Source organism: Spirosoma endbachense (assembly GCF_010233585.1).
Taxonomy (GTDB): domain Bacteria; phylum Bacteroidota; class Bacteroidia; order Cytophagales; family Spirosomataceae; genus Spirosoma; species Spirosoma endbachense.
The window spans coordinates 5986998-6009165 of record NZ_CP045997.1 but is presented as its reverse complement, the minus strand read 5'-3'; the positions used below and the strand labels follow the sequence as shown (position 1 = coordinate 6009165).

Annotated in this window: 21 protein-coding genes, 1 other RNA gene and 1 pseudogene; 12 read left to right on the top strand and 11 right to left on the bottom strand. The window is 44.6% G+C overall.

What is annotated here, in order from left to right; translation table 11 throughout:
• Positions 1-55: 55 nt before the first annotated feature.
• From GJR95_RS24300 to GJR95_RS24275, 6 genes are all read left to right on the top strand, one after another.
• Positions 56-805, top strand: a complete 750-nt coding sequence (locus GJR95_RS24300) for a TIGR04283 family arsenosugar biosynthesis glycosyltransferase (protein ID WP_162388329.1) — start codon at positions 56-58, stop codon at positions 803-805.
• A 44-nt stretch (positions 806-849) separates the two neighbouring features.
• Positions 850-2973: an outer membrane protein assembly factor BamB family protein gene (locus GJR95_RS24295; protein WP_162388328.1), complete on the top strand. Its 2124-nt coding sequence runs from the start codon at positions 850-852 to the stop codon at positions 2971-2973.
• 188 nt (positions 2974-3161) lie between these two features.
• Positions 3162-3659, top strand: a complete 498-nt coding sequence (locus GJR95_RS24290; RefSeq protein WP_162388327.1) for a DUF421 domain-containing protein — start codon at positions 3162-3164, stop codon at positions 3657-3659.
• 126 nt (positions 3660-3785) lie between these two features.
• Positions 3786-4097, top strand: a complete 312-nt coding sequence (locus GJR95_RS24285) for an autorepressor SdpR family transcription factor (RefSeq protein ID WP_162388326.1) — start codon at positions 3786-3788, stop codon at positions 4095-4097.
• A gap of 15 nt (positions 4098-4112) precedes the next feature.
• Complete coding sequence (locus tag GJR95_RS24280; RefSeq protein WP_162388325.1) at positions 4113-4775, top strand: SdpI family protein; 663 nt, start codon at positions 4113-4115, stop codon at positions 4773-4775.
• A gap of 24 nt (positions 4776-4799) precedes the next feature.
• Complete coding sequence (locus GJR95_RS24275) at positions 4800-5774, top strand: alpha/beta hydrolase (protein WP_162388324.1); 975 nt, start codon at positions 4800-4802, stop codon at positions 5772-5774.
• 21 nt (positions 5775-5795) lie between these two features.
• Here GJR95_RS24275 and GJR95_RS24270 read toward each other — a convergent pair whose 3' ends face one another.
• Positions 5796-6437 carry a hypothetical protein gene (locus GJR95_RS24270; RefSeq protein WP_162388323.1) on the bottom strand — a complete coding sequence of 214 codons (642 nt, stop codon included), beginning with the start codon at positions 6435-6437 and terminating at the stop codon, positions 5796-5798.
• A 169-nt stretch (positions 6438-6606) separates the two neighbouring features.
• On the opposite strand from GJR95_RS24270, the gene ssrA reads away from it, so the two are divergent.
• Both ssrA and GJR95_RS24260 read left to right on the top strand, forming a co-directional pair.
• Positions 6607-6981, top strand: a transfer-messenger RNA (tmRNA) gene (ssrA, locus tag GJR95_RS24265).
• 92 nt (positions 6982-7073) lie between these two features.
• A complete protein-coding gene (locus GJR95_RS24260; protein WP_162388322.1) occupies positions 7074-8297 on the top strand; it encodes a tyrosine-type recombinase/integrase in 1224 nt (407 codons plus the stop codon).
• A gap of 87 nt (positions 8298-8384) precedes the next feature.
• Here the strand turns inward: GJR95_RS24260 and GJR95_RS24255 are convergent, their stop codons facing one another.
• From GJR95_RS24255 to GJR95_RS24240, 4 genes are all read right to left on the bottom strand, one after another.
• The gene (locus tag GJR95_RS24255; protein WP_162388321.1) at positions 8385-9437 is read right to left on the bottom strand and encodes a hypothetical protein; all 1053 of its coding nucleotides are present in this window, start codon (positions 9435-9437) and stop codon (positions 8385-8387) included.
• An 84-nt stretch (positions 9438-9521) separates the two neighbouring features.
• Complete coding sequence (locus GJR95_RS24250; RefSeq protein ID WP_162388320.1) at positions 9522-10169, bottom strand: hypothetical protein; 648 nt, start codon at positions 10167-10169, stop codon at positions 9522-9524.
• Positions 10170-10272: 103 nt separating this feature from the next.
• Positions 10273-10455, bottom strand: coding sequence for a type II toxin-antitoxin system HicA family toxin (locus GJR95_RS42880; RefSeq protein WP_162388319.1), 183 nt, complete (start codon positions 10453-10455; stop codon positions 10273-10275).
• 392 nt (positions 10456-10847) lie between these two features.
• Positions 10848-11039 carry a hypothetical protein gene (locus GJR95_RS24240; RefSeq protein ID WP_162388318.1) on the bottom strand — a complete coding sequence of 64 codons (192 nt, stop codon included), beginning with the start codon at positions 11037-11039 and terminating at the stop codon, positions 10848-10850.
• 67 nt (positions 11040-11106) lie between these two features.
• On the opposite strand from GJR95_RS24240, the gene GJR95_RS24235 reads away from it, so the two are divergent.
• Positions 11107-11589 carry a DUF1810 domain-containing protein gene (locus GJR95_RS24235; protein ID WP_232540851.1) on the top strand — a complete coding sequence of 161 codons (483 nt, stop codon included), beginning with the start codon at positions 11107-11109 and terminating at the stop codon, positions 11587-11589.
• Positions 11576-11725, top strand: coding sequence for a hypothetical protein (locus tag GJR95_RS24230; RefSeq protein WP_162388317.1), 150 nt, complete (start codon positions 11576-11578; stop codon positions 11723-11725). Before GJR95_RS24235 ends, GJR95_RS24230 begins: the two co-directional genes overlap by 14 nt.
• A 93-nt stretch (positions 11726-11818) precedes the next feature.
• Here GJR95_RS24230 and GJR95_RS24225 read toward each other — a convergent pair whose 3' ends face one another.
• The 3 genes from GJR95_RS24225 to GJR95_RS24215 all read right to left on the bottom strand — a co-directional run bounded on the left by GJR95_RS24225 (position 11819) and on the right by GJR95_RS24215 (position 14464).
• Positions 11819-13579 carry an AAA family ATPase gene (locus GJR95_RS24225; RefSeq protein WP_162388316.1) on the bottom strand — a complete coding sequence of 587 codons (1761 nt, stop codon included), beginning with the start codon at positions 13577-13579 and terminating at the stop codon, positions 11819-11821.
• A gap of 97 nt (positions 13580-13676) precedes the next feature.
• Entirely contained in the window at positions 13677-14267 is a 591-nt protein-coding gene (locus tag GJR95_RS24220) for a recombinase family protein (RefSeq protein WP_162388315.1), read from the bottom strand.
• Entirely contained in the window at positions 14267-14464 is a 198-nt protein-coding gene (locus GJR95_RS24215) for a hypothetical protein (RefSeq protein ID WP_162388314.1), read from the bottom strand. Before GJR95_RS24215 ends, GJR95_RS24220 begins: the two co-directional genes overlap by 1 nt.
• 628 nt (positions 14465-15092) lie before the next feature.
• Here GJR95_RS24215 and GJR95_RS24210 point away from each other — a divergent pair.
• Positions 15093-15296 (top strand): annotated as a pseudogene (locus GJR95_RS24210) (IS3 family transposase); the annotation flags it as partial.
• An 89-nt stretch (positions 15297-15385) separates the two neighbouring features.
• Here GJR95_RS24210 and GJR95_RS24205 read toward each other — a convergent pair.
• The 3 genes from GJR95_RS24205 to GJR95_RS24195 all read right to left on the bottom strand — a co-directional run bounded on the left by GJR95_RS24205 (position 15386) and on the right by GJR95_RS24195 (position 19661).
• Positions 15386-16753 (bottom strand): hypothetical protein, encoded by a 1368-nt coding sequence (locus tag GJR95_RS24205; RefSeq protein ID WP_162388312.1) that lies wholly within the window; start codon positions 16751-16753, stop codon positions 15386-15388.
• 11 nt (positions 16754-16764) lie between these two features.
• Positions 16765-17139 (bottom strand): hypothetical protein, encoded by a 375-nt coding sequence (locus tag GJR95_RS24200; RefSeq protein WP_162388311.1) that lies wholly within the window; start codon positions 17137-17139, stop codon positions 16765-16767.
• A 452-nt stretch (positions 17140-17591) separates the two neighbouring features.
• The gene (locus GJR95_RS24195) at positions 17592-19661 is read right to left on the bottom strand and encodes an RCC1 domain-containing protein (protein WP_162388310.1); all 2070 of its coding nucleotides are present in this window, start codon (positions 19659-19661) and stop codon (positions 17592-17594) included.
• Between the two features lie 407 nt (positions 19662-20068).
• Here GJR95_RS24195 and GJR95_RS24190 point away from each other — a divergent pair, with 407 nt between their 5' ends.
• Positions 20069-22150 carry a T9SS type A sorting domain-containing protein gene (locus GJR95_RS24190; RefSeq protein ID WP_162388309.1) on the top strand — a complete coding sequence of 694 codons (2082 nt, stop codon included), beginning with the start codon at positions 20069-20071 and terminating at the stop codon, positions 22148-22150.
• The last annotated feature ends 18 nt before the right edge of the window (positions 22151-22168 follow it).

Below are 22168 nucleotides of genomic sequence, written 5' to 3'. Positions count from 1 at the left end.
GTATTTCTTATGCCAATCGATAAACTGTATTGCTCAGGATTGGTTTAGTAAGCCTATGCCCAATGTCTCCATCATCATTCCAACCCTTAATGAAGAAAAGACGCTGCCACGCACCTTGCGACTGTTGCAGCGATTGTGCCCGGAGCCGCTCGAAATCATTGTCGTTGATGGAGGCAGTACTGATCGAACCCGCCAATTAGCAGAAGCCACGCGTCCCTGCTTCCGGGCGTTGCGTGTGATCCAGAGTACACAGGCAGGTCGGGCTCATCAGATGAATATCGGTGCCGCAAAAGCATCCGGCGATATTCTATGCTTCCTCCATGCCGATACGACCTTACCCGACGATGCGTTGCGGGTCATTCTGCATACACTAGCCGACCCAAAAACGGCTGCGGGTGGTTTTATCTCCATCATGCGTGGACCCACAACAACCCGTTGGCTGACCTCGTTTCATAACTATATCAAGACCTATTACGCCCCTTTATTATTCCGTCCCTATCTCTTCTTTTTCAAAGGAGGACGCTTGCTTTTTGGTGATCAGGTTATTTTTTGCCGCCGTGAACAGTTTGCGGCTGTGGGGGGGTATTCTGACACGATGCCCATTATGGAAGAAGCTGATCTTTTGCTGAAACTGGTTCAGTTTGGACGCGTTCGTCAGGTGAACCGAATCGTGGAATCGTCGGATCGTCGGGTGGCTAAATGGGGATTCTGGAAGGCAAACAGTGTTTTTCTGGCTATTGGGTTCCTATGGGGAATAGGGTATTCGCCCGACAAACTAAAACGATGGTTTGATGACATTCGATAAGTTTACGTTTTGATGTAGCTTTGCTGAACTACTCCTACTCCTACATGAAACGACTGCTTTTGCCTCTTGGTGCACTGGCTGCACTTGCGTTTGGCTGGTCCCATTTTACGCAGAACCTGACCGACGATAAACCCAACGATAATACAAACTGGAGCGAATACCTCGGCGGACCTGATCGAAATCATTACTCGGCTCTCAGCCAGATTACCCCCGACAACGTTACAAAGCTGAAAGTAGCCTGGACCTATGCGGCCAGGGATAGTGGCCAGATTCAGACGAATCCGATTATCGTTGATGGGGTTTTATATGGCGTTACGCCTACGGTTCAGGTTTTTGCGCTCGATGCGGCAACCGGCAACGAATTATGGAAAGCTGGTGACCCGCTTAAAACCTGGTATAGCACCTGTCGGGGGGTTACGTACTGGCAGTCGGGTGATGAGAAACGCATTCTCTATACGGTTGGACCGTTGCTGTATGCACTCGACGCCCGAACTGGAAAGATCATTCCGAGCTTTGGCGATAATGGTCATGCCGACCTCCACGAAGGCCTGGGAGAAGCTGCCAAAGATAAGTTCGTGATCTCCAATACACCGGGTACACTTTTCGGAGATCTGATTGTTATGCCGGTTCGGGTTGCCGAAGAGGTTGGCGGTGCACCGGGTTATATTCGGGCCTTTAACGTTCGGACGGGCAAACTAACCTGGACTTTCCGCACCATTCCGTACCCTGGCGAATATGGCTACAATACGTGGCCTAAGGAAGCCTATAGAAACCCTGATATTGGTGCGGCAAACAACTGGTCGGGGATGGCCGTTGACCGTCGCCGGGGAATCCTGTACGTACCAACCGGATCGGCTTCATACGATTTTTATGGCGGAAATCGACTGGGCCCGAATCTGTTTGCCAACTGTTTGCTGGCACTTGACGCCAAAACAGGTAAACGACTCTGGCATTTCCAGGCCGTTCATCATGATGTTTGGGACCGCGATTTTCCGGCTCCACCCAACTTGATTACGGTAACACAAAATGGCAGGAAAATAGACGCCGTTGCACAGGTTACCAAGGCCGGTTTTGTTTACGTTTTTGACCGGGTTACCGGTAAGCCACTGTTTCCGATAAAGGAGGTTCCTGTACCCAAATCGGATATTCCTGGCGAAATGACCTGGCCGACCCAGCCCGTTCCGCAAAAGCCAGCTCCGTTTGCGCGGCAGACCATGACCGAAGCCGATATAAATCCGCATTCGGGCGACCGCGATTCGCTGTTGACCGTTTTTCGGTCGGTGGGTAAGCGCTTTTTTGAACCGATTAGTAAGCGAGGCAGCCTGATGTTTCCGGGCACCGATGGCGGTGCCGAATGGGGCGGGGCAGCGGCTGATCCAGATGGTATTCTGTATGTAAATGCCAACGATGTTCCGTGGATTTTCAAAATGATTGATACACCCAAGAACGATGAACTGGCGCACCTTAGCCCCGGCCAGCGGGTATATACCCAAAACTGCATCAGTTGTCACGGTCCCGAACGGAAAGGCAATGCCCGTAGCGGCTATCCGTCGCTGATTGATATTGGCCAGCGACGCGACCGGCCTTATGTAACACAGATTGTGAGCAATGGCAAAGGGATGATGCCTGGGTTTACGGCACTATCGGCGGAGGAAAAGCAGGCATTACTGGCGTTTTTGTTCGGCGATGAAAAGCAGGAGGTTGGTAGTTCGGCTGCCATGTCGAAAGTAAAGCAGCCCTATCTGCCGTATAAAATCACAGGTTATAACAAGTTTCAGGATAGCAAGGGTTATCCGGCTATTGCACCGCCCTGGGGCACGCTTAACGCCATCAATCTCAACACAGGAGAATATGTTTGGAAAATTCCGCTAGGGGAGGACAAAGACTTAAAAGCCAAAGGGATTCGTAATTCGGGTACGGAGAACTATGGGGGCCCGGTTATAACGGCAAGTGGGCTGTTATTTATTGCGGCTACAAAAGACGAGAAATTCCGGGCTTTTGATAAGAAAACCGGCAAATTACTCTGGGAAACCGATCTGCCGGCTGCGGGATTCGCTACGCCCGCTACATATCAGGTAGACGGAAAACAATATGTAGTAATTGCCTGTGGAGGTGCTAAACTTGGGGCAAAAAAAGGAAACCAGTATGTAGCGTTCGCGCTGCCCTAGTTATAAACTACCTGACCCCATCGCCACAAAGGCCACAGCGTAGTTATCTAACAAACGCTGTGGCCTTTGTGCTTGGAGCCACGGTTTCTAATGATGCGCATAAAACCGTGGTACGGCAACGGCCAACCGTGGCTCCAAGCGAAATTCCTTGGTGGCTATGGGTTCATTCTATTTTACTACTCAAGGTTATGAACATGATTTTGGTACGGACTATTGACTGGGAAAAGATGTTTGTTCCTGGTTTGTCGCTCTGGGAGATCCTGTTGCGCGGAACACTCACGTACTGGTTCTGCTTTCTCTACATCCGGTTTTTCAGGCGGGGTGCCGGTCAACTGGGTATCAGCGATTTACTGTTAATCACACTTATTTCAGATGCTGCGCAGAATGCCATGGCGGGCGAGTACAATTCCGTAACAGAAGGGTTTGTACTGGTCGGTACGCTTGTTTTCTGGGATTATGCCATCAACTGGCTGGGATACAGGTCGATATTCTTCAGCAAGATCGGGGAGCCTGATCCTGTTTTGTTGATTAAAGATGGCGTTATGTTACGGCAAAACATGAAGAAAGAGCTCATCTCAGCCGAAGAGTTAACGGGTATGCTTCGGGAACAGGGCGTCGATGAAGTGTCCGCTGTGAAAGCATGCTACATCGAAGGAAGCGGCAATATCAGCGTAATTAAGAAGTAACGGAGCTCAAACTGCCTTCCATCCTTTACAAATACCGTTCATCATCATTTCTGCTCATTTTTTTGTAATTAGATGGTTGTCTAAATAAATAATTAGATATTTGCCTAACTATTTAAGTTTCTGCTGATGAATAACCTGTTTAAAGCCTTAAATGACCCAACCCGCCGACAGATACTGGATCTCCTACGCGAAGGTGATCTTAACGCAGGTGAAATTGCCGAGCGGTTCGATATGACAAAGCCCAGCATTTCGCATCACCTCGACTTGTTACGTCAGGCTGGCCTCGTCGAATCCGTAAAGCAGGGGCAGTTTATTACGTATTCGCTGAACACGACCGTATTGGATGATTTGTTGGCGTGGCTCATGAGTTTTCAAAAAAACGAAACCCCGGCTACCGCTACCAATGCAACTGAGCAAGCACCTGAACAGATTCGTTAAACTCCCTTATCAATCATGAAACCAAATTCCACAGTAGCTGAGATTGTTCTGATTCTATTGCTGATAACTCCCTTTATCTATCTGGGGATCATCTGGAATCAATTACCGGCTGAAATCGCCATTCATTATGACCTGCTCGGAAAGCCTGACGACTGGGTGCGGAAAGAAACGGCTGCTTTACTGATGGGCGGGATGTCTTTATTGCTCTATCTTTTATTACGCTTTTTACCAGCGATCGATCCTAAAAGGCAACGTCAGTCGTCTAACTTTCAAAAAATCCGGCTAGTCATCACCCTGACGATGGCCGTCATTACGGGTTGGCTGTGGTATATGGCCGGGCACCAGACTAACCAGAAAATGCTGGTGAGTTTATTGCTTGCCCTGATTAGTCTGATGCTGGCTGGCATAGGAAACTACCTGACCACGATCAAGCCCAATTGGCTTGTTGGTATTCGTACCCCCTGGACGCTTGGCAATGAAATTGTTTGGCGAAAAACGCACCAGATGGGTGGACGACTGATGGTTGCTGGTGGCTTATTAAGCGCCCTGATGGCTATCGTTGTGCCAATGCCCTATACAGCAGGCGTAGTGGTTGGTATTATGATGATTACGCTACTTATTCCCGTCGTGTATTCCTACATCTACTTTCGGCAGGAAAAGACTCGCCAGCTTAATTAATCAGTCATACTAATTTCTGGATCAATGTATCGTTTATTGCTTTCCACCATTTTTCTGATTCTTACAGCCCTGCGTGTACTGGCTCAATCCGAAGAACCAATTCAACTCAAAGCAGATGCATTCACACTTGGAGGTACACTAGCACTTCCAGCTAACCTGAAGGGGCCAATACCAGTTGTATTGATCATTGCCGGTTCGGGACCGACGGATCGAGACGGTAACAGTCCCGCACCGATCGCCAATCTGGGGACGATGAAAGCAGGGACATACAGATTGCTTAGTGATAGTCTGGTGAGAAAAGGAATTGCTGTAGCACGGTACGATAAGCGTTTTTCAGGCAAGAGTATCCTCTTAACGGCCAAAGAAGAGGATTTGCGCTTTGATACGTACATCACAGATGCCGTGGGTTTTCTACAGCAATTGAAGTCGGATAAACGATTCTCCAAAGTAGTCGTGCTGGGACATAGCGAAGGTTCCTTAATTGGCATGGTCGCGGCAAAAAGGGCAAATGCCGATGCGTTTATATCGGTGGCCGGATCGGGCGATAATATTGCAGCCAAGCTGAAAACACAATTGGGTATGCAATTGGCTGCTGTTGATAAGGAGCAGACATTTAAGGCGCTTGATTCGCTAAAGGCGGGCTTCACACTGTCGACGCTACCAACCAATATTCCCGCAGTCAGGCAAATGTTTCGCCCCAGCGTACAACCCTATATGATCTCCTGGATGAAATACGACCCGGCAGAGCAGCTCAAAGCGTTGGCGATACCCGTTCTGATTATTCAGGGTAAACGCGATTTGCAGGTGAAAGTAGACGATGCCGAAAAGTTGAAAGCAGCCCGGCCAACTGATAAACTAGTCCTGTTCGATCAGATGACCCATACCTTAAAAGACATTGCTGGTGATGACCAGATGGCTAATCTGAAAACATACACTGATCCAGATCTACCTCTTACTCCGGGCCTGGCTATGGCCATTGCTGCGTTTGTGAAGCTGTAAGATAAAGGAATTTCTACCGCTTTAATTGGCCGAATAATGCTGTAAATAAGAAATCAGGCGCTCAAAGTGTAGTTGCTCATAGGGGTTCTGCGTCTGGCGGATGAGCAGATGCCGGTAACTGTCAATAAGTCCGTCAAAGTGAGGATTATGATTGAGTTGGGCAGCAATCAGGCCTTTATAGCATCGGTGCGCCTGATTATAAACATATTGACAGGGCTGGCTGGGGTGTTCGTTCAGCAACCGATCAAGGGTAGAAAGCGTGCAGGCATTATCCAGGAAATTAAAACCCTTTGTGGCGAAAAACTGCTCGATCTGATCACAGATATCGACTAGTTCCTCATCGGAATGGACTTTGTAGCGGAAATACTGAAATCCGTTAAACTTACCAATAGAAACGATGAGCGTATTGGCATCGGGCCGGTAATCGGGCAGGTTATTTAGAAACTGCTGGGCTATCTGCTCAACCTGGTCATTTCGACACCCAAAATTAACCTCCAGCATAGTTTCTTCACCATAGAACGATGGCGACAAAAGGACGTTCTGAAACCCAATGGCTGTTGTTCGGCGATACTGTTTTTTTTCAGGCAACAACGCATACGCATGCTCCGCAAAAAACGGGGTCAGATGCTGATAAAGGTTCGTTTCGAAGGGGGTGGTAGTCATTAGAATTTGTACATACGGATAGGAAGAGGAAGTCGGGTAGCGGCATAACTAACTAAAGGCGAATTAGTTTAATAAAGTTAGCATAAAAGCTATAGATTATTGTATCGGAGCCAGAACTAAATTGCCTATAGGGTGGTTTACTGATACACGCCCATAGCGGGAGTCATTTGGGGACGACCGGAATTGACAGCTTGCTGAGGTCGCGGGTAAGCATGCCGGGAGTTGTCGATAGTTCCCGACCCAAACAAATCGTCACAAGAATAACTGGCGAATATAACTACGCCATGGCTGCCTAATCCGGAGGATTAAGCAATAGCCATTGTCTCCCCGGCCTACGTGCTGCTGGCTGGATCAGGAGGCATCGACTCGCAGCGCTGGCTCGGTTTATGGTGTTAACGGCCGAGTAAGACACAAGCACCTACGGATGAGGCTTGGTCTGGTACACACCGGGCTGATTCCCGACAATTCTAAGGGTACCTAAGCATGTAGAAAGCACGTTGGTTTCCTTGACTGGACGAGAGTTCGAATCTCTCCGTCTCCACCTCTTAAAAGCCTGTAAGTCAATGATTTACGGGCTTTTTTGTGGCAAAAAAGTCAAAAATGGCAAAGCAATGGCAAAAAAAGTTGGACAAAACCATGAATAGCGGTTTTGAGCAGGGTGATCTGCCCTGGAAAGCGGCCAAAATTTCCAGGCCTAAAGACAACGATTTGTCGAAGCAATGGTGCGTGGTTTACGGCATCTGGAGCTTTGATAAAAACACTATCATCCGAAAGCGAATCATCCTCAAAGGGGATACCGTCGAGGCCCGGCTCGAGGATGCCAAGTCCGTGATGCAGGAGCTCAAACCCCTGCTTGACGGCAAACACTTTGTCGGCAGAAAGCCCAAAGATTTCAAGCCCCAGGTGATCGCTAAGCTTAAAGTCGATGTCGAGCCTGTCATCTCACCGAGTCTGCCCATTCACCAGGCTGTTGATATCTACATTCGCTTTACGGCCAAGGCACACAGCACCAATACGCTGAAGTCCTATCGAACCGCTGTAATGGCTCTGCTGGAGTATCTGGAACGCACCGATCGGCCCAACCTGCGCCTGGGCGAATTTTCGGACATCGATGCCCGCGAATTCTTAACAGAGCTGATCACCATCAAGGGACTGTCCAACCGAACCCGCAATAATACCAAGGGCTTTGTCTGTACCTTTTTTAATTACTTCATCGATCTGGATCGCACTCGTAAGCTCAAAAAGCTGGGCAACCCCTTCGAGGATATCAGCAAATTGCCCCAGGTGCAGAACAAGCACCAGTCCTACTCAACTATTCAGCAAAAAGAGTATCGAGAGCTCTGCGAGCAGACGGATCAGCATTACCTGCTCACCTTTTGTAGGTGGATGTACTACACGCTGATGCGGCCCCATGAGGAGCTGCGCCGGCTAAGGGTGCGTGATGTGCGAACCAAGATTATATACGTGACGGGCAACTCGGCCAAAACCAATGAGGGGGAGTATGTGGATATTCCGTTGCCACTGGAGCTGTTGATACAGGAGCAAAAGATCCGGGACTATCCTGGGCATTACTATGTCTTTTCAGCCGGTGGCCAGCCGGGTCCGACCATGGTGGGCAATAAATACTTTTACAGGCGGCACATCAAGGTGTTGGAGAAAATGAACCTGGTTGGCTCGGGACACGATATGTATTCCTGGAAACATACCGGTGCGATCGCTCTCTGGAATGCCACCAAAGACATCGATCTGATCCGCCAGCAGGCCCGCCACTCGGATATCAAACAGACAATCGAGTATTTGCGTGATCTAGGCATTCGTCTGGCTGACGATGATAAAATTCACCGGTTTCCAACATTCTAATTATCTACATAAATTGAGGATGCTCTTTGGTTGTTTTAATATAGCCAATTTTCCAGCAACCTGAAGAGATTGTTCGCATTTTTGTAATTAATGTAGCCAGAAGCTTACTACCTTTTTAATTAGATCTGGTATGAAGGTTCCAAAGAAAAGAATAATCCCGCTAGCTATTAATGAAACAATAAGCTTATTTCGAATATCTATTATGAATTTATTGTTAGCTGCCTTATATTCAGCTACTTTACTTATATCTCCACGGGTTATTCTAAAAATAGGACTTTCTTTAAATTTGAAAACAATATCGTTGATAGAGTCTGTATAATAATCTCCAATTAAATAGGCTATATATAAAAATGGAACTGAACTAGTTAAGAAGGCAAAAAACCACTTTGATACTTGCGAAATACTTTGGGATCCTAGATAATTAATCGCTGCTTTAAAGCCAATATTTAAAATTATAACCCCTGTTACTAATGCCAAGACCGTAATACCAGAGCGTATCCTGCGCCTGTTATTTTTAAAAAAGGTAACTAATGAACTGGTAGGCTCATTTTTAGAGAGCCCTTCATACCAATCAGAAACTAAATTCAGATATTCGCTTGCTAACACACTATTAATGAAGTCAACCTTACATATCATTTGAGAGGTTACTTCTGAAATTTCAAAATCTTCTCCTCCATTCATTACAACGTGAAAAAACTCGCTGGGACGAAGCTCGCTTCCAATTCGAATCTTTAACGTATGAGTCTGAGGAAGTGTCTTTTGCTGCGGTATTAGAACGGAAAAGTCCCAGTCAAGGACCATTGATTCCACTTGAGAATTGATACTTTGCCAATTATGCGTTTTAAACGCTTCCCAAGTACCAAAACTTTTTACTTCCTTATTAGAAAGCGAAACGACAATTTTAACCGTTAATGTTAGGTTGTCTGTCAACCTTAATTTTTCAGCAATTCTGGCGTCTAAATCTGTTATATCATTTAAAATAAATATTTTGTTGTTATCATATAATTTAATGTCAGTATCTCTAGTTTGCTTCATCAAATAAAGCCATGCTTTATACTGCTCCAAGCTTACCTTTTCGGGTAGTGCTTTCTTGCCGGAATTATCCTCGCTATCCGGTTCTATAACTATCTCATCGCTCATGGTGTGGGAAAAGAATAGTTCAAACATAAGTACTCCTAAATTATATTTAGGAGTACTTATGTTTGAAAGGATGGACTTGCTTTACTAAGCAACAGTCACTTGTAACAAACGCTTGCCTAGATCATGAACAGCAGCTTCTATTTTCTTAGCTTGATCTTCTGACGGGTTTTTAACACCGGAAGCATATTGTCGCAGGAGCGATTTGTTAAGTCCGGCCAACTCTGCGATAGAGTTTATTTTAAGAACATCGAAGACATCAAAAAGAGCTGTTACGTCGTATTCATAGGTAAATCGGATGTTTTCTATTGAAGCATATTTCCATTCGTCCAGTTCTCTACCCTCGTGTTCCAGAAAGTCTGAAATTAACATGCGTAAGTTCTCTGTAACATCATCTGTAGTATGAGCTACAGTGCTTAAGAAAAAGCCATCTGTTTGAATACTGCCTGCAATTTCGTTACTGTCGTCTCGTTCAATGACAATCGGCAGTTCGTATTCATAAGTAAATCGGATGTTTTCTATCGAAGTATATCTCCATTCGTCCAGTTCTCTACCCTCATGTTCCAGAAAGTCTGTAATTAACAGGCGTAAATTCTCTGTAACTTCAGCCGTAGAATGACCTACAGTACTTAGTAAAAAACTATCCGTTTCTACACTGCCTGCAATTTCATCAGTGTCATCTTTTTCGAGGACAATTGCCAATTGCATTGTTTGTATGTTTGGTTCGGCGATCATGATTGAAAATTCAATTTATAGTTTGGAATGATATACGCACCGACACAGAATTGATTGTAATCGGTAAGGAAAGTTTAATGGCAGTGGAATGTAAGTAAGAGATTTACGAGTGGATGATTTTTAGCAGCTTACCCAAAAGACCAGGTTTCAGGTCCTTATGACCATGATCCGGTACTGATAAAATCAGTACTTTCCCTTCTTTCTTGAATATTCGGTGGCTTCCAACTCGCCTTACTTCTCTCCATCCATTATCCTCTGCTTTCCTGATTAACTCTTGTGCGGTCATATTTTTTCTTAGTTTGATATAAACCGCAAATGTTAACGAAAAGGTAACATCATAGCAATTGTTTTAGTAGCAATTTAGCTACCGTAGCAAAAAAAAATTAGGGAGAGGGATGATCGGCATTCAGTGAGGATGAGGGAACGTAAGTAATGTCGTTTGTATATAATAAATATATAACGTATACATATAAGATGCTATTATGACTTTCCTTTAATTTTGATTGCATAGTTTTTAAGTGTTCGTTATCAGATCGCAAAGGTAGCAAAAAAGTTACCTAGTTGTCAAGTGTTCAGGTAACTTTTTTGCTACTTTCTCTTCTGCGGCGATAAAACCTCTGCAAGCTGACCGATTTAATTAGTTAGTTTGAGAACACATAAATGCACTTTAAGCTGCAATTAATTGTTTAAGCACTCCACCTTCAGCCAGGAGGCAACGATTTTCATGCCGTTCTCGATGGAGGAGGCCATACTTGCCTGATAAGCTGCCAGACCCAGAAACCGCACGGATTCATTGAGATACTGACGGATCTGCATATACTGTAGCTCCAGATTATTGGCAGACAAGACACAGGAGCTAGTCAGATTCATTTTTCTTTCCCGGCCAGAGGCTTTTAAAAGCAAAATACTCGCTTTTTAGTTAGTAATGATATAGAAAATGGTAATTACTATGGAGGTACATGGTGACCTAAAGCGATTTCTTAACGCCCAGGAGCGCGACTACGCCAGGGCATTTGTCGAAATTAAGAATGGCCGAAAACAAAGCCATTGGATGTGGTTTATCTTCCCCCAGATTGCTGGGCTAGGCTTGAGTGAAACCGCCAAATTTTACGCTATTAAGGATCTCGCTGAAGCCACGGCCTACCTGCAACATCCCCTTCTTGGGAGTCGGCTTGTTGAGATTGTCCGAGCGTTATTGGCAGTTGAAGGGAGAACGGCTAGTCAGATCATGGGCAGCCCTGATGATTTGAAATTACGGTCTAGTATGACCCTGTTTAGTTTGATTGAGGGAGCAGATCCCGTCTTTCAACAGGTACTGGAAAAATATTACGAAGGTGAACCCGATCAAAAGACGCTTACTATAGTCACAGAGTTAGCTAGACTAAACCTGGAAGCCCACCGATGCGGTGACGCTCTATAAAACAACCAAGGATATTCTTCGAGTGCAACGCCACTGCCAGCACTCTACGCCCGATCAGACGTATACCTATCTGCGTAAACATGGCATGCTGTTTGAAGGCATGGATACAACGGACTTTCCAGCGATCTGGAGCTAAGTGAAAGAAATACAATTGATAAAATCCTTGCCAAGAATTGTATGATTAATAAATTGAGCTTTAGGTTAGGTCATGTGCCTTAATCACAAGCCTTTAATTTGGCTCAATTAATTTTTTCATTGTGTTAATAATATCAAGAGGAATTAATCCAGGCATATCACTAATAGTTTTTGAAAGTATATCATCACTTAATTTATTAGCATTTTTTAAGGAGTTTAATTTGTCAAAACGTTTTAACACAAATTCTTTCAATTCATGATCGTCTACTATTGCAAACCATTCAGGTAGGGTTATTTCGTGACCATTCGCATAGCAACTTTTTATCGTTGGCAACAATGCCTTATTTACCTCATAGGCAAAAATAATATCAACTATTCTATCGCTAAATGATTGTAAACGATTGTTATCAAATCCTTCTATTGCCAAATGGGTTTCATAGTCACTTAAACCAACTTCACTTTTTGATAGAATTCGTTCCTGAGTAAGATAAGCGCCTAAAACTACAGGATCCAGTAAGTAATTTTCTATGCCATTTCTGTTTCCTTCTCCTAAAACAAGCAGGTTACCCTGTGACTTGTTGGTGTTATCATGATCAATTACACCATAAATGGAAGGCGCTGTTTTTAACTTGTTCAGTAAATCAATAACTTTTTCGCATGATCCATCTCCAGTTATATCTGATGGAATAAAATTTAACGAGAATTCGGTTCCAAGTGTGACTTTTAGTTTCGTAAATAAATAATCAAGGTTCTTAGCATCATACTTGCTTTCTACAAATACTATTCTTCGGTTCTCTATTCGTACACTTAAAGTTGGTATTCCAACGGTTAGTCTGCTAATCGCTTCGTCTGGGGAAAGCTTAGTTATAGTAGTTGGTTCTTTTTCTAGTAAATAAACCCCAGCAGTTTCAGGAGCTAAGGCAATAGTTGAAGGGGAATGTGTCGTCATAATAACTTTTACTCCATTTTTGATGAATACTTCATCAATCGTATAAAGTAACTTTTTAATCATCGACGGATGTAAAGACGCATCTGGTTCATCTAGCAAAAGCAAATCTATTGTAGAAGAATTGCCTAGTTCTATATTAAAGAGCGCTAATGCGAGTGCTACCAGCACTTTTTCGCCAGAAGACATTTTAATATTACCAACAATTTCCTTTGTTTGGAGATGACGAAAGTGCACAGCATGATATTGATTTAAGTTCTGACTGGAAATAATAATTTCATATGGAAGGCCACATTTTTTTAATATTTCATTTAATTTATATTTAGGGTTCTCACCATAATTTTCTTTGAAGGATTTTCGGTCTAGAAAATCAATTTTCTCTCCATATTCTTTTGCTTGGAAATGTTTGAACCGGTTATCATGATCCATTTTAGAATAGTACCCAACAATCTCGCCTATTTTTAAATAAAAAGGGTCGCTATTGGGAATTCCGTCATCTAGATGGTAATATTGAATTATTTCATCATCAGTAAGCTGATATACATTTTTGTTTAGTTTTAAGGCAATTTTTTCAAAGCCTATCGGTACGCTGCCAACTTTTAAGTGATTTTTATAATAATAGCAAATAGCAGTGAAAGGGTTTTTTTGCTTAGTTATATGAGGGGCTGATTGGTCGGTACTTGATAAATCGAGACTCGGTATCAAAGATGCTAAAGCGATATACTTAATGTTAGTTATTTGTTTCTCATCTGAATCAAGAATTTCTAGTACTGGTTCTGGACCCTGAAAAAGGTTCTCTAATAACATTGTTTTTCCGGTACCGTTTAGGCCAGTAATTATTGAGAAATCAGCGAGATTATGAGATCCACGTGTAAAACAGGCCCAGTTATATTTAATATTTAGCAGCATTTATTCGAATTTATAGATTAACAAAATTAAAAATTGAAAACCTTTGTCTGTAATGGGCATTTATTGAATAATAAATACCTTATAGACTGTGCATCTTTCAGCCTATAAGATTTTGACCAATCACAATTCCTCTACTCCTTAAATACACATACAAGGTCGACTTAGAGATATCAAGCAGCTTAGAAATATCCTTCACAGATAGCTTTCCTTCTTTATAGAGACTTTCGGCAATTCGTGATTTATTTTGGGCTTCTTTTGATAAACCGGTTGGTCTGCCCAACCGCTGACCACGTCGTCGAGCGGACTGGAGTCCGGCCTGTGTACGCTCCTTGATCAGCTCCCGCTCGAATTCAGCCAGGCTGGCAAAGATCCTAAACACGAGTCGGCCCTGCGCCGTCGTGGTATCGACGGGATCGTTCAGACTAATGAGTCCAATACCTTCTCGCTCAAGTACGTTAACCATCTCTACCAGGTGAGCTAGGGATCGGCCGAGTCGGTCGAGTTTCCAGATCACCACCGTATCGCCTACGCGCACGTGCTCGAGCAGCTTCGTTAGCTCAGGCCGATCGGCTTTAGTTCCTGAGGCTTTTTCCTGAAAAATTTTCTCACAGCCTTGCGCTTTGAGGGCATCGAGCTGCATGGATAAATTCTGGTCCTGAGTGGACACGCGGGCGTAGCCAATTTTCATTAGACAGGATTTTCGTTAATGAACGATTGGGCCGCTTCGGCAACTGAAAGATCGTAGTTCTCCCAGACATTATAGAGCCAGTCATGCTCTTGCTGGCTGAGGGGATCCGTATGGTGTAGCTCGCGCAGTTCATCGACTACTTCAGCAAGCCAGGGATCGAAGGATTGAGGTACGCTTGGTTTATGGTACTCAGACATAAAAATGGTTCAAATAAGCCTTAACAAGATACGAATTATTGGCCTATTTAATCGAACCGTTTTTTCGTACGGTTTTTCACAAAAAATAGCCTGTTAGCAGATACAGGATATTGGTACGGAAATACGACCGTTTTACTGGGCCGGCCAGAAAAATATTGCCCCATACAAAAAGAAGTCAATTTGTCATTAGGGGCGAAAAGCGCAACTAGTCGTCGAATAAAGGGAGCGTTTATTGATAATAAGTAACTGGTCGTATTAAATCCATTTTTAAGTAGGAAACAAAGTCCTGAGTTCCTTAATCAGTCAATTAAGAAAGTGGGTTGAGTGGGTTGTAGTAAGTCAGAATCCCTCCGCTTTCATTAAGTGCTCAAACTGTGCACTGTCTTTGATAGCCCAGTCTGCCAGGGCCAATAAAACGGGGCTTAATGCCTGTCGATGAAGGCGTCTGAGACGACCATTCATGCCTAGCAGATGGCGATTAAAAATCGGCCTGTTGAGCGGGAGTTAATCTTTCACTCTGATCGAGGAGTGCAGTATGCCTGTCATGCCTTTACTAAACTGCTAAAAAAACACCCGCTGGTTGTGCAAAGTATGACCGGGCTGCCGTAGCAGTGGGAAAGGCAACTGTTGGGACAATGCGGTGGCAGAAAGCTTTTTTAAAAGCCTAAAGTCGGAGTTAGTGTACCATCAGGATTTCCAAACGCAAACCATGGCTAAGCAAGCCATCTTTGAAGGTATAGAGGTTTGGTATAATCACCAACGCAGGCATTCAGCGTTTGGCTATCTTTCCCCTTTCGACTATTATAACCGGCAGGTTCAACAAGTAGCTTAAGGATTTGTCCAGTATTATGTTGCAAGTCTAACTAGATCCTGATCAACTTCTGATCCGCTAGAAAAACTCCATTAGTATAGCCGAGGATTTTAAAAGAGAGCCACTGAGCCAAACGTTAGCTTAGTAACAATCCCTAAGGAGAACCGATTATAGACGGGTCTAAACGACGGAGTGGTTTGCATTCGCTCGATATTGTTAAATACATCAGGTAGTTCAACATAGAGCCCTCCCAAAAAAGCACCCTTACTTTTAAAGAAATAACCACCGACGCCTACATCTGTAACTTCCGGAAATACAGCTGAATTACTGGTAAACTTCTGCCGTATGTAATAATTAGCAACTAACACCGATTTTTCGCCTAAAACGCCTGGATAAAACCGAACGTGATCTAGATTAAACGCAGATTGATTAAAATAATCGTATTTCACGTCCCCAGAAAAGGCTACAATCTTCTTTACCCCATCCAACCTATCCGTCACAACGGTAGTCGCCGTTGGCTGCGTAGTAGCCGTCGTTGAAGTAATTGTCGTCGTACTTGTCCTTACGTAGTCTGTATCAGATAGTAAGCTAAAATTATCAGCCCCTGTGAAGGTAAAACTAATGCCCCAAATCGCTCTTCCACCCCGCTTCCAGTTAAAACCCAGGCCAACTTTTCCGGCCTCGAGCTTTTTGTCCTGAAAGCGTTTATCAAAATCAAGCGCGTTAGGATCGGCCAGGTAGGTAAACTTGCTCCCCGCGGCTCCAAGAATGCCGTATATAAGATAACGATCAAGGGAAGAGACGCTTTTTATCGATTCTTGTAGTTGGGTGATTATGTTTTCCCGGCGAGTAATGGGAATTAATAAGGAGGTGATCTTAGCCTCTAGAGTAGCTGCAAGTTTTAGCAGGTCATCCCGATTATCTTTATATTTTTCCTTGTTAGCTATCGCTATAATTGCGTCAGCAACGAAGTTAAAACTTTTGGCTTTTACTGGGGCTAACTCACCATTTAAGTCAGTTGCTACGGGGTTGGCAGTAATGAAATCATCGATTACTTTATTAACCTGCTTGGTTAATGAGGTCCTGGCTTGCCCATTTTTTTTAGAAAGATCTATGATCTGGCTGGTCAAATCACCCAGTTCTCGTGTCGATTCATTGACCCAGGAGTGGCCAATATTTATGTTGATTGAGGCCTCGGGGACTACTTTTCCCGAGCTTAATATACTGGCTAGCCCTTCCTTACTATTCGCGGAAGCCTGAACAGCAAAAAAATTAATTTTCTTGTTATAGTCTGGATTTAACGCATTCAGAAATTTATTGAGCTGAAACGAGGTTCGCGCCTGGGTAATGTCGAAACTGATTGCAGCTCCTTGATAGCGAATGGACGAACTCTCCGAAGCATCCTGCACGATAACCTGGGCATGGGCCAGTGAAGCCATTCCCAGAATGACAGCTAACGTATAATATATAGGTTTCATTTGCTTACAGGTTATACCCATCGAACTGTTTGATCAAGCGTAGCAATACCAGCTCCATTAACAACAGCTCGCAGGGGGGCTGCCGGCGAAAATGGAGCAGATAAAGGCCTTAAATCCTGGTCTACAGCTGTAAATGTTAATGTCATTGTAAAATCAAATCCTTCATTACCAGTTCCGACGGCAAAAATTTTCACAAACTGATTTGACGGATTAACAATGTAGGCTTCATCAAACGAATTAACGGGCTGGCTTTTAAACGTGGGGGGAACAACAGCAGGCCGGTCGTTTTGCAAATTGGCCATCGACTCCTGATTAAACATAACCAGTTGCATGGCCACAAATTGCTCATCTACGGTTAGTTCGTAGTCTACTTTGACGAATGGCATAACAAACTTGTTAAAGGTGAAAAGTTTATACGTTCAATTTGTCCGGTACAGCCAACCATAGGGTTAGCGCCCCCAAAAGTAAGCCTACTATCACTGGCCAAGTAGGGGAAATTTCCCGTTTCTTGAAGCGGATGTATGATGATTCTATCGTCTCAAGTGGGAGGGATTTGTGAGACGTAGTTAAAAAGGGGGTTGAAATACAGGAACCTAGCTGGCTGTTATACGCAAGCCTACTACAACGTTACTTACTGTTTGGCAACACCTAACGCCCGCAAGGGCTGACGGTTGATAACGCTACGTCCCTGAACAAACGTAGTGTCAACCTTTACAACCTTGCGGGCGTTGGGCTGCCCTAGCCTCCTCACCGGCGAGCATCCTGTCGCCCGGAAACTTGCGTTTTTAGCTGGAACTTAGAAGCATAGATAAGCAGTATATCCTACTGCAGCCGGCAATTAAGGTAGCTGAACGCGTTCAGGAGTTTGATAATATCCCCCTACATGATTATTACCTAACTGACCAAATTCATCACTACCTATGCCCCAGACGCTGTTGTCTGTTTTTATAAGCAGTGTATGACTACTACCAGTCGAAATGGATTTAACGCCAGTAGTCACTTTGACAGGAATGTAATCGCTTACTGTGGTATTTAATTCTTTTACATAGCTCCCTAAACTGCCAGCTGCCCAAAGACTATTGTCAGTTTTTAAAGCTATGGCCTGATAATAGCCAGCCGTAACTGCCTTAACGTCCGCCATAACTTGAAATAGGTTGAAAGGGCCATCTTTGACAATTCCACTAATCAACTGTCCAGAGCCATTATCGCCTGCCGCCCAAAGCGTATTATCCGCTTTTAAAACAAGGGTATGGCTGAAGCCAGCGGCAATCGCTTTAACGTTCGTCGCGACCTGGACTGGTTTTGTTACTTTGGCAGGTAGTTTATCACTACCTAACTGTAGTTTACGGTTATCACCCATAGCCCACAATGTATTGTCTGTTTTTAGAACAAGGCTGAAATTAGTTCCAGCAGCCACCGCCTGAACATCGTCCATAATTTTAATTGGCGTAGATCGACTAGCGTACGTAGAGCCGTCCCCTAATTCCCCATAATCGTTGGAACCGGTTACCCATAAACTATTATCCATTTTGATAATTAGACTATGAGACCAACCCAACGATACTGCTTTCACATCATTCATTATTTTATACATGGTACTTCTTATAGTACCCAAGTTTGACGCACCGTCACCTAGCTGTCCCTTATTATTATCGCCTACGGCCCACAGGCTGTTATCGGTTTTAATGAAAAAGGTATGTCTGTAGCCGGACGAGACGGATTTGATATCGTCCATTATTCGTTCAGGTACCTGCCGATAATTGTACAATTGATTCTCGTTACCTGAAGCACCTACATACCCTGCTACCCAAAGGCTGTTATCTGATTTTATAAAAAAGCTACGATCCCCCCCGGCTATCGCTTCCTGAAGAACCGAAGCTACTGCAACTTTTTTGGTTACTCGAACTTCATAGCGTTGTGTACTACCATTCGCAGCCGTTACAGTATAAATTACTGGATTTGTGAAGTTTTGAAAACTTTTGGATGCAGGAAAGACGACGGCATTGGGCGACAGGGTAATAGTCGGCGCAAGCGCTGTTATAGAAACAAAACTTGGAACAACAGCCTCTATTATAGCGGTAGCCTGGTTAATCGTTGCTGACACCACTGGATCGAGCGATTCAAACGTAAAGCCCGTGATTTGTTTGTCTATCGATACAGGTCCTGCAGCCATCACCGCAACACTCACTGTAAACGATTGAGTACTGTTATCTTCAGCAGTTACCGTATAAGTTACTGGATTGGTGAAGTTTTGCACCACCCCAGAAGCAGGGGAAATTTTTGCTTTATCAGATAGGGTAATGGTAGGTACTAACTTTGTTACGTCCGTACCATTACTAACGGTAGCGGAGATTGCCCTGGACGTAGGCTCTATTTTAGCCGTTACAACTGGATTCAATCCATTGAAGACGAAACTAGTTATTTCTTTAATGTTGCTTTTGGGAGCTGCTCCTAATTCGACGGTCACAGTATACATAGAGGAGGTTCCATCTTCGGCTGTAACTGTATAAGTGACGGGATTTGTGAAATTTGTAGCTACTCCTGAAGCAGGAGAAACCGTTGCTTTGGCTGATATGGTTATCGTGGGCACTAATTTGGTCAAGTCCGTGCCATTGGCAACAGTCGCCGAAATCGTTCTGGACGTGCTGTTAATGGTACCGGCTACCGCTGGAGTGATATTACTAAAGGTAAATCCAGAAATTACCTTAGCAGAGCTTTTAGGGGGTGGCGTATCCGTATCCGCTTTTTTGCATTGAATGAGTAAGGCAACAATACTAAGTGCCAAAAAATATTGACGAATTGATAGAAGTATTTTCATTTTGGTATGGATTATTGATAATGAAAGTTGTGAAATCTGATTTTCTACAGCCAACGGACGCAGAGGTTGACTAATTAAATTCTTTAACATTTCCCTAAGGGATAAAACCACACTAATAACTTGTTATGCCTTCACTCGAAATTATTAGTCTCGGCGACCAGTCAATAAGTACTTTAAAACTATAGAAGACTAACGATGCACCAAGACGTTGCTTTGCCTTTATGCATTTTGAACCAGCCTAGGTAACAGAATCCGCAATTTTTTTGTCGGGGCGGTTGGCTTGTCAACCTACCGAACGAACTAAAAGCCTGATCCCTGTGATGCATTGCTTGTCAGCCGCAACCCGGAATGCAAACTCAAAGCCTACATAACATGGATTATATATACATGTAGTAAGGATTCGTCTTTTTTTCCTAACTTTCTGCCATCAGGACTTGAGCGATTGCCAACTGGCTATCAGGTTCGATCAGTACTTTCCACACTAACTTATCTTCTCTATGCGCCGGTTACTCTACCTGCTATTTTTCTATTGTTCCACTTATTATTTCCTGCACGCGCAGGCTCCCCTTACTCAATGGCAGCGTTGCCTGGGCGGCAGTAACAGCGATAATGCTGAAGCCATTCAGCCTACAACAGATGGGGGCTTTATTGTGGCCAGCGAAACCAACTCCAATGATGGCGATGTGAGTGGTTTTCACGGACGCAGCGATCTGTGGATTACTAAACTGGATAAAAATGGTGCCATCCAATGGCAGAAATGCCTGGGAGGGAGCCGGGAAGAGTCGCTTGGCTCAATCCTGACAACACCCGATGAAGGGTTTGTCCTGCTGGGTAGCACAGCATCGAATGATGGAGATGTCGTCGGCCTGCATGGCGGTAATTCCGACAGCTGGGTCGTAAAATTGGATAAAAATGGCGCGATCCAGTGGCAACGCTGTTTGGGCGGTTTAGGTGGGGAAGCGTCTACATCAATCGCGCTTACACCGGGTGGTGGCTACATCCTGGTGGGCACTGCGAATTACAACGATGGCGACGTCAGTGGCTTACACGGCACTCAGGTTAATTTTGATATCTGGGTTGTCAAACTGAATGATAAAGGGGTAATGGAGTGGCAACGAGCCTTGGGAGGAAGCAATGACGAATTCGGCTATTCAGTTCAGGCAACTCCCGATAAAGGATATATCGTAGCTGGCACTACCTCATCCAATGATGGAAATGTAACTGGTGCACACGGCTCGTCAGACGCCTGGGTTGTTAAATTGGATGAAACAGGTGCCATTAAATGGCAACGGACACTCGGTGGCAGCGGCATTGACGCTGCTCACTCGGTAGCTGTAACCGCTGACAAGGGGATTATTGTGGCAGGCTATACAGAGTCAAAAGATGGGGATGTCAAAGGTCAGCATGGCGTAGGGGAGGACGGCTGGGTCGTTAAGTTAGATTCAGCGGGCAATCTTAAATGGCAACGGGCACTCGGTGGCAGCAGCCGTGAAATATTGTATTCCGTGCAGACGGTAGCCAAGACGGGCTATATCGTTACAGGATTTACGGCCTCGGACGATGGCGATGTCAAAGCAACCCGGCATGGCAGCTTTATCATACCGGATCTATGGGTTGTCAAGCTCGATACAGTAGGGGCCATTCAGTGGCAGCGCTGTTTAGGCGGGACGGCCAGCGATATCGGGCAAGCCGTAGCAACGGCGCCGGACGGTGGCTTTATTGTAGCAGGTTATACCACCTCGAAGGATGATGAGGTGAGTGGACAGCACGGCGGGACCGATGGCTGGGTCGTTAAACTCGCCCCAGAGTTAGCACCCTGTATGCAAATCGGCGTTACCGGGAAAACCAGGTTTTGTTCGGGATCCAGCACGACCCTAACGGCTGGTGTGTCGGGAGGAGTAGCCCCTTATACCTATCAATGGAAACAAAACTCCGTAAATGTTGGCACAACCAGCAATACGTTAAGTGTAACGGCAGCAGGGACATACACCGTTGAGGTGACCGATAGCAAAAGCTGCAAAATTACCTCCGCTGGTATTGCTGTCACAAAAATTGATGCTCCCCCGACGCCTACCATTGCGGCCAGTAATTCTGCCCTTAATGCGGGCAGTTCTGTCGTCTTACAAACATCGGTTTCCGCTGATTTTTCCCTGCAATGGTTAGTGAATAATAACCCAATTGCCGGTGCTACACAAGCAACCTATACAGCTTCACAGGGCGGTAGTTATACCGTTCGGGCCATGAATCGTGATAGTTGTTCGGCAACGTCCTTACCCTTTACATTAAATTTGATTACTGCCCTGGAAGAGCAGGATTTTGGAAACGATATCGCGATAACGGTTTCTCCTAATCCAAGCTCCGGCTCATTTGTCATCCGATTAACCAATCAGCGCATCCAGCCCATACCGGTTCAAGTTTTGATTCGTGATATGAGGGGAAGAACGATCGTCCAAAAGCAGCTTAAACTAAATAAATTACAAGAAGAACCGCTTGATTTAAGTCAACAGGCTACCGGATTGTATCTGCTGAGTATCCTAACAGAAACTGGGCTAACTCAATTAAAGCTTGTCAAGCAGTAACCCTGTAGTCAAAATGGA

What these genes read in the sequence shown, in the direction of transcription:
- GJR95_RS24300 (WP_162388329.1), top strand. Translation starts at nt 56, where the DNA reads ATGCCCAATGTCTCCATCATCATTCCAACCCTTAATGAAGAAAAGACG.
- GJR95_RS24295 (WP_162388328.1), top strand. Translation starts at nt 850, where the DNA reads ATGAAACGACTGCTTTTGCCTCTTGGTGCACTGGCTGCACTTGCGTTT.
- GJR95_RS24290 (WP_162388327.1), top strand. Translation starts at nt 3,162, where the DNA reads ATGAACATGATTTTGGTACGGACTATTGACTGGGAAAAGATGTTTGTT.
- GJR95_RS24285 (WP_162388326.1), top strand. Translation starts at nt 3,786, where the DNA reads ATGAATAACCTGTTTAAAGCCTTAAATGACCCAACCCGCCGACAGATA.
- GJR95_RS24280 (WP_162388325.1), top strand. Translation starts at nt 4,113, where the DNA reads ATGAAACCAAATTCCACAGTAGCTGAGATTGTTCTGATTCTATTGCTG.
- GJR95_RS24275 (WP_162388324.1), top strand. Translation starts at nt 4,800, where the DNA reads ATGTATCGTTTATTGCTTTCCACCATTTTTCTGATTCTTACAGCCCTG.
- GJR95_RS24270 (WP_162388323.1), bottom strand. Translation starts at nt 6,437, where the DNA reads ATGACTACCACCCCCTTCGAAACGAACCTTTATCAGCATCTGACCCCG.
- GJR95_RS24260 (WP_162388322.1), top strand. Translation starts at nt 7,074, where the DNA reads ATGAATAGCGGTTTTGAGCAGGGTGATCTGCCCTGGAAAGCGGCCAAA.
- GJR95_RS24255 (WP_162388321.1), bottom strand. Translation starts at nt 9,437, where the DNA reads ATGAGCGATGAGATAGTTATAGAACCGGATAGCGAGGATAATTCCGGC.
- GJR95_RS24250 (WP_162388320.1), bottom strand. Translation starts at nt 10,169, where the DNA reads ATGATCGCCGAACCAAACATACAAACAATGCAATTGGCAATTGTCCTC.
- GJR95_RS42880 (WP_162388319.1), bottom strand. Translation starts at nt 10,455, where the DNA reads ATGACCGCACAAGAGTTAATCAGGAAAGCAGAGGATAATGGATGGAGA.
- GJR95_RS24240 (WP_162388318.1), bottom strand. Translation starts at nt 11,039, where the DNA reads ATGAATCTGACTAGCTCCTGTGTCTTGTCTGCCAATAATCTGGAGCTA.
- GJR95_RS24235 (WP_232540851.1), top strand. Translation starts at nt 11,107, where the DNA reads ATGGTAATTACTATGGAGGTACATGGTGACCTAAAGCGATTTCTTAAC.
- GJR95_RS24225 (WP_162388316.1), bottom strand. Translation starts at nt 13,579, where the DNA reads ATGCTGCTAAATATTAAATATAACTGGGCCTGTTTTACACGTGGATCT.
- GJR95_RS24220 (WP_162388315.1), bottom strand. Translation starts at nt 14,267, where the DNA reads ATGAAAATTGGCTACGCCCGCGTGTCCACTCAGGACCAGAATTTATCC.
- GJR95_RS24215 (WP_162388314.1), bottom strand. Translation starts at nt 14,464, where the DNA reads ATGTCTGAGTACCATAAACCAAGCGTACCTCAATCCTTCGATCCCTGG.
- GJR95_RS24205 (WP_162388312.1), bottom strand. Translation starts at nt 16,753, where the DNA reads ATGAAACCTATATATTATACGTTAGCTGTCATTCTGGGAATGGCTTCA.
- GJR95_RS24200 (WP_162388311.1), bottom strand. Translation starts at nt 17,139, where the DNA reads ATGCCATTCGTCAAAGTAGACTACGAACTAACCGTAGATGAGCAATTT.
- GJR95_RS24195 (WP_162388310.1), bottom strand. Translation starts at nt 19,661, where the DNA reads ATGTTAAAGAATTTAATTAGTCAACCTCTGCGTCCGTTGGCTGTAGAA.
- GJR95_RS24190 (WP_162388309.1), top strand. Translation starts at nt 20,069, where the DNA reads ATGCGCCGGTTACTCTACCTGCTATTTTTCTATTGTTCCACTTATTAT.